Raw genomic sequence first — 16,197 nt, forward strand, 5'->3', positions numbered from 1 at the left:
GCGGGTCGGTGGCGACGTTCTGCGTCGAGCACGGGATCTCGCGGAAGACGTTCTATGCGATCCGCAAACGGGCGGTTGAGGAGGGGCAGGCCGCGGCGCTCGAGCCCCGCTCGCGGTGCCCGAGGAACAGTCCGACGCAGATCACCGACGACGCAAAGACCCAGGCGCTCGCGGTGCGAGCTGCGTTGGAGTCGTCGGGTCTGGATCACGGACCGATCAGCGTGCACGACAAGATGCTCGCGCTCGGGATGGAGGCGCCCTCGATCGCGTCGCTGGCGCGGATCTTCCGCCAGACCGGGGTGGCGCGGGCAGAGGCCAAAGAAGAAGCCGCGGGCCGCGTTCCGCCGGTTCGTATATCCGGCGCCGAACGCGTGCTGGCAGCTCGACGCCGCAGAGTATGTCCTGGCCGGCGGTCGGCGGTGCGTGATCTTCCAGCTCTCGGACGACCATGCCCGCTATGCGGTCGCATCCCACGTCGCCTGGAGCGAGAACTCCGGCGACGCGATCGTGGTGTTCGACAAGGGCGTGGCCGCGCACGGGGTGCCGCAACGGCTGCTCACCGATAACGGCCTGGCGTTCAACCCGTCGCGTCGCGGCGTGGTCGGGCAGCTCGTCGCGCACGTCACCGCGCTCGGTGTCGAACCGATCACTGGCAAGCCCTACCGGCCGACCACGCAAGGCAAGAACGAGAGGTTCCACCAGACCTTGTTCCGCTACCTCGACAAGCAGTCCCTCGCCGGCACGCTCGCCCAACTGCAGGAGCAGATCGACCGGTTCGACGTGATCTACAACACCGAACGACCACACCAGGCACTTCCCGGCCGGATCACGCCGCAACAGGCGTGGAACGCAACGCCGAAGGCCACTCCGCCCAGGCCCAAGCCGGACGCCGAGCGTCATGCCCTGCAGCTGCTGGGGCAACCCGCACCAGCCCCGCACCATCGAGTCGATGACGAGATCCGCGTCACCCGCATCGGGGACAACGGCACGATCTACGCGCGCGGCACCAAGTTCCAGACCAGCCGCGCGCTGGCCGGCCAGCTCGCGCACGTGATCTACGACGACAACACGCTGACGATCTTCGACGCCCGCGGCACCTTCATCATCGAGCACGCATGGCCGACACCCGGGACCGAGTACGTCGGCAGCGGCAACCCGCGCGGACCACGCCCTCGAACCCTCCCACTGTCACCGATGTCCTGAGACATGAAGTGTCACCGATGTCCTGATGCAGAACTGTCACCGATGTCCTGAGACATCACACGAACCTGTACCAGGACATCGGTGACACTTCGGGGTTCGTTGGTGGCGTCACTTCTCCTCTATTTGTGAGGGATGAGCCGCGCTGAGCCTGTCGATCCCCGTGTCCGTCTCGCGATCGCACAGTGGCCGACCGACGCGCCGCGCGGGTCGGTGACGACGTTCTGCGCGGAGGGGACTGACGACACCGTGACGTGTCCGCACCTATGGACGATGACCCGGGGGCGCGGTCGATTGCCTGATGATCAGATCGGTGGCGACCTCGACACTTCTGGCGGGGCGGCCATCATTGCGTGTGGCAGAGAGCATTTGAACCGCGAGGCGAGACATCTCGGCGAGCGGCTGGCGAACAGTCGTGAGTGCTGGGTATGTCCACACTGACTCGGGGACGTCATCGAATCCGACGACGCTCAGGTCGTCTGGCACCTGGATTCCACGTTCCCGCGCTGCCTTCAACACCCCGAGCGCTTGTTCGTCGTTCCCGGCGAAGATGGCGGTGGGTGGCTTGGGTAGATCCAGCATGACTCGACCCAGCCGCTCACCAGATGTGACGGTGAAGTCCCCGTGCGCTTGTAGTGTCGCATTCGTCTCGATTCCCGCCGCGTTCAGTGCTGCCAGGTACGCACCGTGCCGCGCCTTGCTGAAGAGCGAATTGGCGCCACCCGCGATCATTCCGATCCGACGGTGACCGAGGTCAAGAAGATGCTCCATTGCTTTGAGTGCGCCGCTCCAGTTCGCCGTGCTGACCGTCGGGAAGCCGTCGAGCGACGGGAGACGTGGTTCGATGAGCACCACGGGTCGGCTCGAGCCGACATTCATGACTGCCTCATGCACGGCCTCGTCAGGGGACACAACGATAGAGCCGACAAGCGCCGCGGGGTAGTCGCGATGAATCCGTCGCCAAGCATTCGGGTCTCCAACGGATGAGTTGGTCACCAACAAGCTGGCGCCCGCTCGGCTTGCGCTCGCCTGAACCCCATCGAGGAGGCCGAGAAGGAACGGGCTTCGCAGCGACTTGACAACGAGCTGGATGAGTTCGTCGCGCGAACCCGCCATCTGCGTGGTGCGCCGCACGTAGCCGACCTGTTGCACCGCGTCCTCGACCCGACCGCGGATCTCATCTGAGACTCGGTGCCGCCCGGTGAGTACTTTCGAGACGGTCGCTACCGACACGCCGGCCGCATGTGCGACATCCAGGATCGTCTTTCGCGGAGATTCCATCGCCTGGGAGTTTCCTGTACTGGACACAGAGCGAGAGTAGCAGAAAATTTCGGGAAATAGTGATTGACAGCAACCGCAACTTCCAGCAAGCTTGTGGAAGCCAAGAAACGAAAATTTCCGGAAAGTCATAGAGGTGTGGACCTGCGGGTTCTGCTTCGTTGAGTCCGCTGCTGATCGGATCTTGAAAGGGTGGCCTACGCGCAGAGTCATCACCTGTCATCACGATCAAAGGAGAAGTGAATGAGACACACAGCAGTTGTCGCCGCGGCTGCCATCGTGGCCTGCACGCTTGCGATCTCGGGCTGCACCGCGAGCACCGAGGGAACGGACGAGGCGCAGACCACGATCAGTTACCTGTCATGGGAGAACCAAGAGGTCATGACGCCGATCATTGCCGCTTTTGAGGAGGCGCATCCGGAAATCACAGTCGAGGTCTCGTACGCGCCACCGGTGCAGGAGTACATCACCGCACTCCAGACCCGACTTCTTTCGGGAACCGCGCCGGACGTGTTCATGATGGCGGCAGAGAACAAGACCCAATTGATCGACGGTGGCTTCACTCTCGACCTGGCTGACGACGAGTTCACCGCAAAGGTCCCCGAGTTCAATCGGACAACCTACGGACGTGATGGGGCGGTGTACGGACTGTCGCTTGCCTCGTGGGGTGCAGGAGTGATGTACAACAAAGATCTACTCGCCGAGGTCGGGTATGACGGGCCGCCCGACACGTGGGACGAGTTCCTCGTTCTGTGTGAAGAGCTCCAGGCAGCGGGGATCACCCCGTTCTACGAGGCCATCGACGGACTTCCGATTGTTCTGGGTGCAATGCTCGGTGCACACAATGCGTCGATCGATGGAGCGATGGATGACGAGATCTTCGGTGGCGGTTCATCTTTTGAGGAGCAATGGACTCCGATAGTCGAAGAGTATGTGCGCTTGTACTCGGAAGGCGGGGTAACGCGCGACGTCGTCGGTCTGTCGCGTGACGAGGCCCAGAACGAGTTCTACGCTGGCCGTGTTGCGATGACCATCGGTCGTCCGTGGATCATGGCGGCGGCGCGAGAGGCCGGTGGACCTGAGCTGGACTTCGAGGTGGTGAAGGTTCCTGCGGTCACGGGACTTGAGCCCTATCTGGCCGGGGCCGCAAGCCCCGCTTTTGCGATCAACGCTGCATCGGAGCACGTTGATGCGGCGAAGGTCTTCCTCACTTGGTTGGCGTCGGCAGAGGGCGCTCAGGTGTTCTCGGAGGCCAGCGGCCAGATCACCGTGACCGCTGACTTCGAGCCAACGCTCGATGCGGCCTTGGACCCGGTCGTGCCTGACATCCGTGCCGGCAACCTCTACCTTCCGCAGATCGCGTGGCAACGCGACGAAGATGCCCTCAACCAAGAGGCCATCGCGCAGGTGCAGTTGCTGGTCGCCGGGACAATCACCCCACAGCAGTTCACCCAGGCACTCGATGCCAGGCTGGCAGCCGGCTCTTGATTTGTCGCCGAGGGGTGTGGATTGATTCGCACCCCTCGGTCATTCCGGGGAAAGGTTCGCAATGTCGCAGGTGCGTGCGCCGAGGCTCACCAGCACGGCTCCCAGAAGGCGTCGGTCGTTAGGCGGCGGTTGGCGTCAGGTCACGATCAGTCAGGCATTCCTTGTGCCGATGATCATCGCCTTCATGGTGCTGTTCGTTGTGCCGTTGGCTCAATCGGTCTATTGGAGCTTCACCGACTTCAATGGATACTCCACCGAGTCTGAGTTCATCGGCTGGGCGAACTACATGACTCTGTTCACCGACCAATCCCTACTGGCTGGATTGAGTTTCACGCTCCTCTTTGCGATCGGCACTACGCTCGGGGTGACTGTTATTGCCATTCCGCTCGCTGTTGCCCTCAATCGTCCGTTCTTCGGCCGCAATTTCGCGCGCTCTGTGTTCTTCTTCCCTGCAGTGCCCAGCATGCTCGTTTTGGGTCTGGTGTGGACGTACATCTTGTCTCCACTGGGCACGGGTGCCCTGAACAGCATCCTCAACACGGTCGCGGGTGTCGGGCCATTCCCTTGGCTCGCGGACCCGGCGCTGGCCCAGTTCTCGGTCATTATGGTCGGGATATGGGGGCTGGCTGGCTGGCATGCAGTTCTGTACCTTGCGTACCTGCAATCGATCCCCGCCGAGTACTACGAGGTCTCCATGATCGACGGGGCCACCAGCTGGCAACAGTTCTGGGGGATCACTCTTCCGCTGCTAACTCCGGCGGTCGTGATCAGCCAGTTCTTGCTTCTGACGCATGGACTCAAGATCTTTGACCTTCCATTTGCGCTCACTGGCGGGGGACCCGGATTCGCTACCCGCACGATCACCCAGTCCATCATCATCACCGGCGTTGGGCAGGGTCGCTATGGTCTCGCTTCAGCTCTCGCGGTTGTCTTCACCGTGATTGTCGCGATCCTCGCGATGTCGCAACTCGCCCTTATGCGCCACCTGGAGAGGAGGGCGTCGTGAGGATCAAGAAACAACGCCGCATCCTTCGTTCGGTGATCATGCTGTTGTTGGCATGCATCGTCGGGTTTCCGCTGTATTACGTCTTTGTCAACACCTTCAAGACGCAACGCGAGGTCGTTGAGAACCCACTCGCATTGCCGCAGTCCTTCTACCTCGGCAATTACATCGACGTTGTCCGCGAAGTTCCCCTTGCGCAGAGCTTCGGCAACACGCTTTATGTCACGGCAGTCGCTGTGACCGTGCAACTACTTATAGGGGCCATGGCCGCGTACGCCATGGTCATGCGGCGCTCCACGTTCAACCGAGTTCTGGAAGCAGCACTGCTCTTTGCGTTTGTCGTTCCCGCCCAATCGACGCTGATTCCGCTCTACCGGATCCTCGTCGGAGCTGGACTCGTCGATGACCTCAATGGACTCGTGGCGATGTACACCGCAGGTTCGGTCTTCTGTTACTTCCTCATTCAGGGTTATATGCGAACTCTTCCCTTTGAGGTGATCGAGGCCGCGCGGATCGATGGTGCGGGGCCTACTCGCATCTTTTGGTCGATCGTCTTGCCGCTGATTCGACCAATACTCGTGACGGTTGGCGTTTTTCAAACGATGTGGGTGTGGAACGACTTCGTCTTCCCGACGGTCTTCATCTCCTCCCCCAGCAAGCAGACCATCGTGCAGCAGATCTATTCGTCAGTGGGAGAGTTCGCGACGGATTGGCCGTCGTTCATGACCCTTACTGTCATCGCCCTCATCCCGATGGTGATCTTCTTCATCTTCGCTCAGCGCCACATTGTGAGCGGGCTACTCGCCGGCTCGACGAAGGGCTGATCGACGCCCACGACCGGAACCGCCTCACCGTAGCTCGCCGCACATCACGACCGCAAGGACACAAGATCATGACAACTACTCACACCCGCGCCGTCATCGACCTGGATGTGACCGGACCGACAATCAGTCGCCACCTCTACGGCCACTTCGCCGAGCACCTCGGACGCTGCATCTACGGGGGATTCTGGGTCGGCGAGGACTCTGAGGTCCCCAACGTTCGAGGCATCCGACTCGACATCGTGGAGGCGCTCAAGCAGATTCGCATTCCCAACCTGCGCTGGCCGGGAGGGTGTTTCGCGGACGAATATCACTGGAGGGACGGCATCGGGCCTCGCGGGGAGCGACCTCGAATGGTCAACTCCCACTGGGGTGACGTGGTCGAGGACAATTCGTTCGGTACACACGAATTCCTTGACCTCTGCGATCTGCTCGGCGCCGCGCCCTACGTCAACGGCAACGTCGGCTCGGGAACCGTTCGCGAGATGAGCGAATGGGTCGAGTATCTGACGCGCGATGACGACTCACCCATGGCAAGCCTGCGGCGCTCCCACGGGCGCGACGAGGCATGGAGGATCCCCTTCTGGGGCATCGGAAATGAAGCCTGGGGATGTGGCGGCCGCATGCGTGACGAACACTACGCAGACCTCGCACGCCAGTACGCGACGTACCTGCGAGACCACGGAGATAACAAGCTCTACAGGATTGCGGCCGGAGCACGTGACGACGACTACTCGTGGACGGAGACGCTGATGAAATCGATCAGCTGTAACGGCTGCGGGGATGGCCCGAACAGTCCCTACCAGGCGATCTCGTTCCACTTCTACACAATTCCCGTGCCCCGGGATTCCGTAGGAAGCGCCGTCGACTTCACTCTTGACGAGTACTACTCCACGATGGTTGAGGCGCAGCGCGCTGAGGAGATCATTCGCCGACACTCCGCCGTCATGGACGTCTACGACCCCGCCAAGACCATTGGGTTGGTGTTCGACGAGTGGGGAACATGGCACGGCACAGAAGAAGGCACGAACCCGGGCTTCCTGTACCAGCAGAACACGATGCGCGACGCTCTGGTCGCGAGTGTTCACTTCGATGGGTTTCACGCGAACGCTGAGCGATTGGTCATGGCGAACATCGCACAGACTGTGAACGTCTTGCAGGCGATGGTGCTCACTGACCCTGAGACGAACTCGATGATTCTTACCCCGACCTATCACGTGTTTGCTATGAACGTTGCCCACCACGACGCGGCATCGCTCCGCGTGCATTTGGAGTCGGACACAGCTCGTCGGATCGTCGGGGACAAAGAGTTGCGGACGATCTCGGCGTCGGCATCGACCAAGGACGGGAAGGCACTTGTTTCGCTTAGCAACCTTGACGCCGTAACCCCCGCAACCGTCGAGCTCGACCTGCGCGGACGTAAGGTGGCATCCGCTGAGGCATCCATCCTCACCGGGGACTCGCCCCACGCTCGCAACACTTTCGAGCAACCCGAAGCGGTGGCGGTGCGGAAGCACGTCCTTGAAGTTGGAACGTCGGACTTCGGTACTCGGGTTGTGGTCAAGGTTCCGCCGCACTCCTATGTCACGGTCAGCCTCACGCTAGGAGACCATTCCGGAAGTTGGTGACCACAGGCTCTGGCTCGACACCAGCTCCGGCTTCATGCAGTCTCCCGCTTCGTCCATCGCACCTCGCCCGGAGCCCAGGAGCCGGGACTTGGCAACGTTGTACAACGACGCTACTCTGAAATTCAGAATTGTTGTTATAGAGAACAAATGCGCGGAAGGTCGAGGATGACACAGCCGACGGACGTCGTGGCCGCACGCGTGTGGGCAGAACCCACCACCGACATCGACACTCGTGTCGAGGCACTGCTGGCGGAGATGACGGATGCCGAGAAGCTCGCGCAACTCGGAAGCTTCTGGGCCGACAAGCGGGAATCGACCCAGATCATCGCCCCCATGCAGGACGTGCTCTCGAAGGGCCGCCCGCCGTTCGACGAGGCGAGCGCCGAGGGCATCGGTCATCTGACGCGCGTGTTCGGCACGACGCCGGTGAGCGCCCGTGACGGTATGGCGAAGGTGCACGAGTCGCAGCAGCACCTCATCACGAGCACGCGTCTCGGCATCCCGGCGATCGTGCACGAGGAGTGCCTGACCGGCTTCACGACGCTCGGGGCGACGGTGTATCCGGCCTCGATGGCGTGGGCGGCGACGTTCGATGCCCCGCTCGTGCGCGAGATGGCCCACGCGATCGGCTCCGACATGGCCGCGGTCGGCGTGCACCACGGTCTCTCGCCGGTGCTCGACGTCGTCACGGACTACCGCTGGGGGCGCGTCGAAGAGACGCTTGGCGAAGACCCGTACGTCGTGGGCACGCTGGCGACCGCCTACGTCGAGGGACTCCAGGGCGCCGGCATCATCGCCACCCTCAAGCACTTCGCCGGCCACGCCACCTCGCGCGGCGGTCGCAACCATGCGCCGGTGTCGATGGGCGAGCGCGAGCTGCGCGACCTGGTGCTGCCGCCGTTCGAGATGGCGGTGCGCATGGGCGGCGCGAAGAGCGTGATGAATTCGTACACCGAGCTCGACCGGGTTCCCGCGGCGGCCGATCGGTGGCTCCTCACCGACCTGCTGCGCGGCGAGTGGGGCTTCGACGGCACTGTCGTGTCGGATTACTGGGCGGTCGCGTTCCTCAAGTCCAAGCACGGCGTGGCCGGGACGATGGCGGATGCCGGGCGCCTGGCGCTGCACGCAGGCATCGACGTCGAACTGCCCGACATCGCGGCCTACCGCCTCCTCGCCGAGGCCGACCCCGACCCGGCGCGCACGCGGGACGACATCGACACCGCGGTGCGGCGGGTGCTGCGGCAGAAGATCGAGGTCGGCCTGCTCGACGACGGCTGGACTCCGGCGGAGCCCGCCGACGTGGACCTCGACAGCGCACGCAACAGGGTGATCGCCCGCCGCCTCGCCGAGGAGTCGATCGTCCTCCTCGACAACCGCCGCGGCATCCTTCCCCTCGCCGAGGACACGCGGCGCATCGCCGTGATCGGGCCGTGCGCGGACGACCCTCGCGCGATGATGGGCGCGTACTCCTACCCGATCCACGTGATGCCGCGTCATCCCGAGCTGGGCCTCGGCATCGACGCGACGACCATCCCCGACGCACTGTGCGCGGCGCTTCCCGGTGCTGAGGTCGTCGTCGAGCAGGGGTGTCCGCTCATCGAGCCTGCGCATGAGCGGCAGATCGCGGTCGCGGTCGCGGCCGCAGCATCCAGCGACGTCGTCGTCGCTGTCGTGGGCGATCGCGCGGGGATGTTCGGCAAGGGCACGTCGGGGGAGGGATCCGACGCCCCGACCCTCGACCTGCCCGGCGACCAGCGCCGCCTCGTCGACGCGCTCCTCGCGACCGGGAAGCCCCTCGTGCTGCTCGTGCTGTCGGGTCGCCCGTACGCGCTCGGCGCGCACACCCAGCGGGCCGCGGCGATCGTGCAGTCGTTCATGCCGGGTGTCGAGGGTGCGGCGGCCATTGCGGGCGTCCTCACGGGTGCGGTCAACCCCAGCGGGCACCTGCCGGTGCAGATCCCGCGCACCAACGGGGCGCTGCCGCACACCTACCTCGCCCCGCCGCTCGGCCAGGACGGCGATCGCATCAGCAACCTGTCGATCGCGCCTGCCTTCCCGTTCGGGCACGGTCTGTCGTACACGACGTTCGAGCTCGGAGACGTCCGACTCGACCGGGATGAGATCCCGAACGACGGGACCGTCATGGCCTCGGTGACCGTCACCAACACGGGCGATCGCGCCGGCGCGACCGTCGTGCAGCTCTACAGCGCCGACCCCGTCGCGCAGGTCACGCGTCCGGTGCAGCAACTGGTGGGCTATGCCCGGGTGCCGCTCGAGCCGGGGGACTCGGCATCCGTCTCGTTCGAGCTGCACGCCGATCGCTTCTCGTTCACGGGAGTCGCGCGCCGCCGCATTGTCGAGCCCGGTGTCGTGCAACTGACGGCGGGACTGTCGCTCACCGACGTGACAGCGTCGGCCGACCTCATGATCCTGGGGCCGGAGCGCGCGGTCCAGAATCCCGCGCTGGCGACCGGGGTCCGCATCGAACGAGAGGATGCCGCGTGACCGGCCTCACCGCCGACGACTGGCCGATCGCGGCCGCCGCCCTGCCGTTCGCCGGCCGCACGCCCGACGGGCGCACGATCGCGGCCGCCGGACCCGAGGAATGGGAGCGCACCCTGACCGAGATCGTCGACGCGGGCTTCGACCGCGTCGACCTCACCGACTCATGGCTGCGCGTCGCCGACCTGGACGAACCGGGTCTGCGCGATCTCACCGCCGTCGCGTCCGATGCGGGAGTCGTGCCGACCTCGATCTCGGCGATCCGCTGCAGCGTCATCGACCACGCCCACGGCGCCGAGAACCTCGCGTACAGCCACAGGACGCTGGATGCCGCGGCCGCCCTCGGCATCGAGACCGTGTCGTTCGGCCTGCACCAGGCGCTGACGCCGCAGCAGCAGGAGCAGCTGTGGTTCTGGACGGTCAAGGGCCACCACGACGACCCCGCCGACTGGGACCTCGCGGTCAGCAGACTGCAGGAGCTGGGCCGCCACGCGGCCGAGCTCGGCATTCTGGTCTCGCTCGAGATGTACGAGGACACGTTCCTCGGCACCGCCGACTCGGCCGTGCGCCTCGTCGAAGGCATCGGCTTGGACAATGTCGGGCTGAACCCCGACATCGGCAATCTCGTGCGACTGCACCAGCCGATCGAGCCCTGGTGGCAGCTCGTCGAGAAGACGCTCCCCTACGCCAACTTCTGGCACGTGAAGAACTACGCGCGCGATGAAGACACCGCGCGCGGCGAGTACTTCGCGGTGCCGGCGCCCATGCAGTACGGGCTGATCGACTACCGCCGCGCATTCCGGTACGCGATCGAGCACGGGTTCCAGGGCGTCATCTGCGTCGAGAACTACGGCGGCGACGGGCTGAGCGTGTGCGCCGACAACCGCGATTACCTCCGCCGGCACGTGCTGCCCAAGCGCGAGGGCTACGCGCTCGGGACCAGCAGGGTGCGCCAGCCTCGCCACGCGCAGGGCGGTTCACGATGACCCGCATCGCGAACGACCCCGCCGATTTCGTGTCCCAGGCCCTCGCCGGATTCGTCGCCGCACACGGCGATGTCGTTCGCGCCGTGGATGGCGGCGTGGTGCGTGCCGTTCCCGCAGCCCGCGGGTCGGTCGCCCTCGTCGTTGGCGGCGGCTCGGGACACTACCCGGCGTTTGCCGGCGTGGTAGGTGCCGGCATGGCTGCCGGGGCGGTATGCGGCAACATCTTCACGTCGCCGTCGGCGGGGCAGGCGTATCGAGTCGCGAAGGCGGCGCATCGCGGCGGAGGAGTGCTGTTCAGCTTCGGCAACTACGCCGGTGACGTGCTGCACTTCGGCGAGGCCGAGGCGCGCCTGCGCGACGAGGGCATCGATGCCCGCACGGTGCTGTGCACCGACGACATCGCGAGCGCACCGCTCGACGAGATCGATCGGCGCCGCGGCATCGCCGGCGACTTCGTCGTCTTCAAGATCGCCGGTGCTGCGGCCGAGCGCGGCGACTCGATCGACGAGGTCGAACGCCTCGCGCGGCTCGCGAACCACCGCACGCGCACCCTCGGCGTCGCGTTCGGCGGCTGCACCTTCCCGGGAGCCGGCGAGCCGCTGTTCACCGTCCCCGACGGCATGATGTCGATCGGCCTCGGCATCCACGGCGAACCCGGCATTCGCGACGTGCCGCGCACCGACTCCGCCACGCTCGCCGCGACGCTCGTCGGCGCGCTCCTCGCCGACGTGCCCGAGCAGCGCGGCGCTCGCGTCGTTGTGATCGTCAACGGCCTGGGCACCGTGAAGTATGAGGAGCTCTTCGTGCTCTACGGCGATGTCGCCGCACTGCTCGAGGCCGCGGGTGTCACCGTCGTGCAGCCCGAGGTCGGCGAGCTCGTGACGAGTCTCGACATGGCCGGGGCATCCGTCACCCTCTTCTGGCTCGACGACGAGCTCGAGCCACTGTGGGCGGCGCCCGCGTATACGCCCGCCTACCGCAAGGGCTCGGTCGAGGTCGCGGCCGCAACGGACGCCGGCGACGAGGTGTTCGAGGCAGGCGAGGCCGAGCAGCTGCCCGAAGCGTCGGAGTGGTCGAAAACGGCGGCCACCCTGGCGCTCGGATACCTCGACGCGGCACGCGCGACCCTCCACGAGCACGAGGCGGAGCTCGGCCGCATCGACGCGATCGCGGGCGACGGCGACCACGGCGTCGGCATGCGCACCGGCATCGACGCGGCCGGCGAGGCGGCGGACCCCGACGCCGGGTTGCGCGCGATGCTCGCCGCCGCCGGCGATGCATGGAGCGAGCGCGCGGGCGGCACCTCCGGCGCGCTGTGGGGCTCGATTCTCGTCGCGGTCGGGAGGGCTCTCGACCGCGAGGGCGCCGACCCGTGTACCGCTGTGGCCGATGCCGCGCGGGCCGCGCTCGACGCGGTGACCTCGCGCGGCGGCGCGCGCGTGGGCGACAAGACAATGGTCGACGCGCTCGATCCCTTCGTCCGGACCCTCGACCAGCGCCTCGCCGCCGGCGATGCGCTCCCCGATGCGCTCGACGCGGCCGCCCGCGCCGCGACCGACGCGGCCGCTGCCACCTCTGCGTTGCGGCCGGCCCTCGGCCGCGCCCGTCCGCTGGCCGAGAAGAGCCTCGGACACCCCGACGCCGGCGCCACGTCGTTGGCGCTGATCGCCACGGCGATCTCCGAAACCACGCGAAAGGAAGCTCGATGACCGACCCCCTGCGCATCGTCGTCGGAAGCGACGATGCGGGCTACGAGTACAAGACGGCGCTGAAGGCCCTGCTGGAGGCCGACCCGCGGGTCGCTGCGGTCTCCGACGTCGGGGTCCGCGGCGACGAGCACACCGACTATCCGCACGTCGCCGTCGAAGCCGCGCGACGTGTGGCTGCGGGCGACGCTGACCGGGCGCTGCTCGTCTGCGGCACGGGGCTCGGGGTGGCGATCTCGGCCAACAAGGTCCCCGGCATCCGTGCCGTCACCGCGCACGACAGCTACTCCGTGGAGCGCTCGGTGCTGAGCAACAACGCCCAGGTGCTCACGATGGGGCAGCGCGTCATCGGCCTCGAGCTGGCCAAACGGCTCGTCTCGGAGTGGCTCGGCTACCGGTTCGACCCCGCGTCTTCATCGGCGTCGAAGGTCGCCGCCATCGAGTCGTACGACCGCGGCGCAGCCGACCAGAACGCCGCGGAACAGCAGACCGCTGACCAGAACACGGAGGCAAGCTCATGACCCGGATCGCCGTCGTCGGCAGTGGCTACATGGGTGGCGGCATGGCGCAGGTCTTCGCGCTGGCCGGCCACGATGTCGTGATCTCGGACGTCACCGCCGAGATCGCCGCCTCCAACCTGGAGCGCATCCGTATCGAGACCTCCGAGTTCGAAGAGCAGGCACTCTTTCCCGCGGGCGCGACCGAGCTGATCACTGCCAATATCTCGGCGGCGGAGAGCATCGAGGATGCGGTGGCGGATGCCGAGTTCATCGAAGAGGCGGTGCCCGAGCGGATCGAGATCAAGCACGCGACGCTGCGTCGCATCTCGCATGCGAATCCGACTGCGGTCATCGGCAGCAACACCTCGACCATCTCGATCACCAAGCTCGCCGAGGCCGTCGAGAATCCCGAGCGTTTCCTCGGCGTGCATTTCTCGAATCCGGCGCCGTTCGTGCCCGGCGTGGAGCTCATCCCGCACCTCACGACCGCCGAGAGCGCGATCGTCGCCACCGAAGAACTCGTCGCCGGCAGCGGCAAGATCGGCGCCCGCGTGAGGGACGCGACCGGATTCGTGCTGAACCGGCTGCAGTACGCGCTCTTCCACGAAGCCACGCAGCTCGTCGACGAAGGGGTCGCGACACCGGAAGACATCGACGCGATCGTGCGTTCGACCTTCGGCTTCCGCCTGCCGTTCTTTGGCCCGTTCGCGATCGCCGACATGGCCGGGCTCGACGTCTACGCCTTCTGCTACGCCTCGCTGCAGGGCGACTTCCCCGAGCGCTTCGCGACCCCGGCCATCCTCTCGGAGCGCATCGAGCGCGGCGAACTGGGCACGAAGACCGGCGGCGGCTTCCGCGCCATCGACCCGAAACGCGTCCCCGAGCTGGTCGCCTACCGCAACCGGGCCTACGCCAAGATGACGGAGCTCCTCGACGAGCTCGGTCCCTCGCCGTTCGACGCGCCGGCCGCGGCGTCCGGCCAGGAACCCGCCGCGGCGCCCGCTTCCGAGCCGGTCGCGGAGCCTTCGCGATGAGCATCGCCGGGCCGACGGCGGCCATGACGCGCAACTGGGCCTCCAACGTGGTCTACGGCGCGGCGAGCGTCGTCGCGCCCGGCTCTCTCGGTGAGCTCGCCGACGTGCTGGGCTCGGCCGGGCGCGTCAAGGCGCTCGGCAGCCGCCACTGCTTCAATACGATCGCCGACACCGACGGCGTGCACATCGTCTCGAGCGCCCTTCCCGCCGAGATGAGCATCGACAGCGGGCGCCGCGTCGTCCGGGCGTCGGCGGGGATGCGGTACGGCGATGTCGCCCCCGCGTTGCACCGTGAGGGGTGGGCGCTGGCGAACCTCGCATCGCTGCCGCACATCTCGCTCGCCGGCGCGGTCGCGACCGGAACCCACGGCTCGGGCGATGCGGTGGGCTCCCTCGCGTCCGCCGTCGCGGGCGTGGAGCTCATGACCGCGGATGGCGAGGTGCGCACGTACCGCCGCGGCGACGCCGACTTCGAGGGCGTCATCGTCTCGCTCGGGGCGCTCGGCATCGTCACCGCGCTCGAGCTCGATCTCGTCCCCGCCTTCGAGGTCACGCAGACGGTGTACGAGCGTCTGCCGCTGGATGCGGTGCTCGACGATCTCGACGCCGTCACCGGCCTCGGCTACAGCGTGTCGATGTTCCACACCTGGCGCGATCCCGAGGTCGTCGACCAGCTGTGGGTGAAGCGTCGCGCAGACGCGCCCGGCGGCCCGCCCGAGCGCGTGCTGGGTGCGGCGAAGGCCTCGGGCAAGAGGCATCCGCTCCCCGACGTCTCGGCCGAGAGCTGCACCGACCAGCTCGGCGAGCCGGGGGAGTGGTATGCCCGGCTGCCGCACTTCAAGCTCGAGTTCACGCCGTCCAACGGCGAGGAACTGCAGTCGGAGTTCCTCGTGCCTCGGCGCAACGCCGTCGCGGCGATCGCGACCATGCGCGACCTCGCCGGTCGCGTGGCGCCGCTGCTGCAGGTGTGTGAGCTGCGCACCGTCGCGCGCGACGACCTGTGGCTGTCGCCGGCGTACGGCACCGACGTGCTCGGCATCCACTTCACCTGGAAGCCCGATCAGCCGGGCGTCGAGCTACTGCTGCCGCTCATCGAACAGGCCCTCGAGCCGCTCGACGCGCGCCCGCACTGGGGCAAGCTGTTCACGCTCCATGGTGCAGAGGAGCGGATGCCGCGGCTCTATCCGCGCTGGAATGACTTCGTCGCGCTGCGCGAGCGCCTCGATCCGCGCGGGGTGTTCCGAAACGACTACCTGACGCAGCTCGGGCTCTGAGCCTCGCGCCCCCGTCGGCCCCCCGTGATGTGGGGCCGATGGGCGAGGCCGTCCGTGAACGTTCCCTAGGCGAAGTCACACACCTGTGCGTCTCGGAACCGCCGGCGAATAGGGCAGGTCGGTCTCGACGAAGGCCGTCGCCAGCTCAGCTGGCGCCAGGTCACCGCGGAGGGGGAGGATGCGATACAGATGGGTGAACGGTCCCTTGGCAGGGGTGTTGCTGTACTTGTCCGGTCGGGTGACCACATCCCAGTTGCCGCCGTGCATCCCCTCTTGAGCGGCGTCGACCCGGACGACCGTTCCCCGGGACTCGGGGACCTCGTGCCAGTGCCGTCGGTCGGCGAGCTCTGCCGGTGCGTGAGGCTGAGCGTTGAAGAACATGCTGCCGCCGGCGACGAACAGCACGCCGCTCCCGGTGTCGTCGACGAGGGCCGCCCACCGAGTGTCGGCCTTGTTCGCGGAGTCCTGCGGGCGGCTGTATCGCGTGACCTGATCGGCGACCGACCCGGCGTACCGGCCGAAGAAAGCAGAAGTGCGACGGTCGGCTGTCGATTCGTGCGGCCCACGCCCGTACCACTAAATGGCACTGAGCTCCGGGATGAGGGTCAAAGTCGTGCCGATGACCTGCGGGTTGGGCGCTCCGGTGTCGGGGGGCAAAGGTCGACGACAGCACATCGAGTTGGCCGTTGCCGTAGACGGTGTAGGTGATCGACTGTGATGAGGTCGTGATCTGAAAGCTCGGCCGGAAAGGCACCTTTGTGGTGACGGTGCCTCGGA

11 protein-coding genes and 2 pseudogenes are annotated in these 16,197 nt (G+C 66.4%); 11 read left to right on the forward strand and 2 right to left on the reverse strand.

Features of this window, described 5'->3' with window-relative positions; translation table 11 throughout:
• Window positions 1-8: 8 nt before the first annotated feature.
• Window positions 9-1,229, forward strand: a pseudogene (locus tag MRBLWS13_RS14730) (integrase core domain-containing protein).
• Window positions 1,230-1,464: 235 nt separating this feature from the next.
• Here the strand turns inward: MRBLWS13_RS14730 and MRBLWS13_RS14735 are convergent.
• Window positions 1,465-2,508 carry a LacI family DNA-binding transcriptional regulator gene (locus tag MRBLWS13_RS14735; RefSeq protein ID WP_349426082.1) on the reverse strand — a complete coding sequence of 348 codons (1,044 nt, stop codon included), beginning with the start codon at window positions 2,506-2,508 and terminating at the stop codon, window positions 1,465-1,467.
• Between the two features lie 213 nt (window positions 2,509-2,721).
• Here MRBLWS13_RS14735 and MRBLWS13_RS14740 point away from each other — a divergent pair, with 213 nt between their 5' ends.
• The 10 genes from MRBLWS13_RS14740 (at window position 2,722) to MRBLWS13_RS14785 (ending at window position 15,420) form a co-directional block, all read left to right on the forward strand.
• On the forward strand, window positions 2,722-3,966 hold the full coding sequence (locus MRBLWS13_RS14740) for an ABC transporter substrate-binding protein (RefSeq protein ID WP_349426083.1): 1,245 nt from the start codon (window positions 2,722-2,724) through the stop codon (window positions 3,964-3,966).
• Between the two features lie 169 nt (window positions 3,967-4,135).
• Window positions 4,136-4,972: a sugar ABC transporter permease gene (locus tag MRBLWS13_RS14745; protein WP_349426084.1), complete on the forward strand. Its 837-nt coding sequence runs from the start codon at window positions 4,136-4,138 to the stop codon at window positions 4,970-4,972.
• Window positions 4,969-5,793, forward strand: a complete 825-nt coding sequence (locus MRBLWS13_RS14750) for a carbohydrate ABC transporter permease (protein WP_349426085.1) — start codon at window positions 4,969-4,971, stop codon at window positions 5,791-5,793. Before MRBLWS13_RS14745 ends, MRBLWS13_RS14750 begins: the two co-directional genes overlap by 4 nt.
• 68 nt (window positions 5,794-5,861) lie before the next feature.
• Window positions 5,862-7,418, forward strand: coding sequence for an alpha-L-arabinofuranosidase C-terminal domain-containing protein (locus MRBLWS13_RS14755; protein WP_349426086.1), 1,557 nt, complete (start codon window positions 5,862-5,864; stop codon window positions 7,416-7,418).
• Between the two features lie 165 nt (window positions 7,419-7,583).
• Window positions 7,584-9,923 carry a glycoside hydrolase family 3 N-terminal domain-containing protein gene (locus tag MRBLWS13_RS14760; protein ID WP_349426088.1) on the forward strand — a complete coding sequence of 780 codons (2,340 nt, stop codon included), beginning with the start codon at window positions 7,584-7,586 and terminating at the stop codon, window positions 9,921-9,923.
• Entirely contained in the window at window positions 9,920-10,906 is a 987-nt protein-coding gene (locus MRBLWS13_RS14765) for a sugar phosphate isomerase/epimerase family protein (RefSeq protein ID WP_349426089.1), read from the forward strand. Before MRBLWS13_RS14760 ends, MRBLWS13_RS14765 begins: the two co-directional genes overlap by 4 nt.
• A complete protein-coding gene (locus MRBLWS13_RS14770) occupies window positions 10,903-12,615 on the forward strand; it encodes a dihydroxyacetone kinase family protein (protein ID WP_349426090.1) in 1,713 nt (570 codons plus the stop codon). The genes MRBLWS13_RS14765 and MRBLWS13_RS14770 overlap by 4 nt, the downstream gene beginning before the upstream one ends.
• Complete coding sequence (locus tag MRBLWS13_RS14775; protein ID WP_349426091.1) at window positions 12,612-13,133, forward strand: ribose-5-phosphate isomerase; 522 nt, start codon at window positions 12,612-12,614, stop codon at window positions 13,131-13,133. Before MRBLWS13_RS14770 ends, MRBLWS13_RS14775 begins: the two co-directional genes overlap by 4 nt.
• Entirely contained in the window at window positions 13,130-14,146 is a 1,017-nt protein-coding gene (locus tag MRBLWS13_RS14780) for a 3-hydroxyacyl-CoA dehydrogenase family protein (protein ID WP_349426092.1), read from the forward strand. Before MRBLWS13_RS14775 ends, MRBLWS13_RS14780 begins: the two co-directional genes overlap by 4 nt.
• Window positions 14,143-15,420, forward strand: coding sequence for a D-arabinono-1,4-lactone oxidase (locus tag MRBLWS13_RS14785; protein WP_349426093.1), 1,278 nt, complete (start codon window positions 14,143-14,145; stop codon window positions 15,418-15,420). Before MRBLWS13_RS14780 ends, MRBLWS13_RS14785 begins: the two co-directional genes overlap by 4 nt.
• Window positions 15,421-15,495: 75 nt before the next feature.
• Here MRBLWS13_RS14785 and MRBLWS13_RS14790 read toward each other — a convergent pair.
• Window positions 15,496-15,936: pseudogene (locus MRBLWS13_RS14790) on the reverse strand (hypothetical protein); the annotation flags it as partial.
• Between the last annotated feature and the right edge of the window lie 261 nt (window positions 15,937-16,197).

The sequence above is a fragment of the Microbacterium sp. LWS13-1.2 genome, assembly GCF_040144835.1.
Classification (GTDB): domain Bacteria; phylum Actinomycetota; class Actinomycetes; order Actinomycetales; family Microbacteriaceae; genus Microbacterium.